Genomic DNA, 1,704 nt, shown 5'->3' with positions numbered 1-1,704 from the left:
GCTTCTCGTGAATCAAATTCTTTATAGGTTCTTTACCTTCAAGACTATATATTATTAATTACTTTATATCGCTATTTAATAGTTATGGGTTTTCCAGTTTTCGAATTCTAATTAACTTAATAAATATAATACATATATTATTAATATATGTATTATTATCTTCACGCCCCCTGGCTTTTATATTTCAATTCTAAGACTTTTATATTAACCGACTTAATCCCTATCCCATTAATGTATCCATTAATTAATTTATGAACTATTTTGTTATGTTTTTACACCTAGAATATATTTATTTTCTATTAATTTTTAATAGTTTATATAACTTGTTTGATATTGATAGGTATATTTATTAGTCTTTGTATAAGTCTTAAGGACTAATTTTCACTAAAAAATTTTCTAATTTGGCAAATCTCCGGAAGAAAAGAGACCTGCTCGCTCCCTAAAACCCTTCTAAAAATCTCAAAGGGTAGGGGGGACAACTCTCCCTAAATTACTAATTTATTTATATAATCTTTTATAAATTCTTCTTCACTTCTTTTATCTTTTTTAAGCTTCTTATACTCATGTAAGAATGTTACGTTAGGTATAACCTTTGTTATAACGTCACCTATTTGTATTTCTTCTTCTTTATCTTTCTTTTTATTTAATGTATTAGTTATTATTTCTAATTCATTTCTTAAAAGTTCTACTTTTAACCTACGTTCTTCTTCTATCAAGTTCCAAGGTGTATTTGCTAATTTTATATATTTATCAATCATATTCACTAAAGCATTGGAAGCATTAGACCACGCATTTAATGCCTTTATCTGCTTATCATGTGTAAACTGTATTTTATATTCTGTTGTATTCTTAGTTTTCTTTACAACCTCTATTGCATGGTCATTCCTATCTTCTACAAATAATACTTTTTGTGAGTATATCAAATTAGCTTGTAGTATTAATATATTAGTTTGTAATATCTCCAACATATCCATATCTTTTATATCTTGATATATATCGTAATTATCTTTTAATGATCTTGAGTATAGTCCATGTATTCTTGCATTTTGATTTCCTCTAGGTGCGCCACCTTTGTTTCCTTTAGCATTTTTATTGCCATATGGTGCACCAACTTTGTTATATTTTAACTTCCATTTATCTCTGCTTTTCCATGCTTCTACTGTTGTTACTTTTACATCTAACATATTAGCTATTTCACTATTTTTTATTTTTCCTTTTGACTTTTTATAAATTCTAAAAGCTTTTTCTCTATTACTCATATTTCTAACGTTTTTTCTCCTTATTCTATCAAGTTTTTTCACTTATCCATGTTGATATTACTTAATTTTATCATTCAATTGTGTTGTTTATTATTTTTTTGAAATTTAATTTTTATAATTTTCTTATCTTTATTAAACTTATTTTCTATAAATTAATTAAGCTTCATTCCTAAAACATAGTAATATCAATACTTTCAATATATTATTTTGAAATATACAAAATATTCTTCAATTTTTCTTTCGTATATTTTGACAAATTCGGCAAACATATCCTAGACCTTTATATTACTATATTTCACCATTTTACTAAATTTGAATTTGTCGTACTTCAAAAAAGAATAATTCATATATATAAATAGATTATTAAAAAGGCAAGTTTCTTATAGCATTATTTATATCTATATCTGTTATTCCTATATATCTAAGTGTTGAACTACTATCCTTA

1 protein-coding gene is annotated in these 1,704 nt (G+C 24.8%); it reads right to left on the bottom strand.

Going from position 1 to position 1,704, the window contains the following annotated elements; translation table 11 throughout:
• Nucleotides 1-485: 485 nt before the first annotated feature.
• Entirely contained in the window at nt 486-1,301 is an 816-nt protein-coding gene (terS, locus tag CHF27_RS13670) for a phage terminase small subunit (RefSeq protein ID WP_158534781.1), read from the bottom strand.
• Nucleotides 1,302-1,704 lie beyond the last annotated feature (403 nt).

Origin of the sequence: Romboutsia maritimum (genome assembly GCF_002251085.2) — a bacterium.
GTDB classification, from domain to species: domain Bacteria; phylum Bacillota; class Clostridia; order Peptostreptococcales; family Peptostreptococcaceae; genus Romboutsia_B; species Romboutsia_B maritimum.
This window is presented reverse-complemented; position numbering and strand designations above follow the sequence as displayed.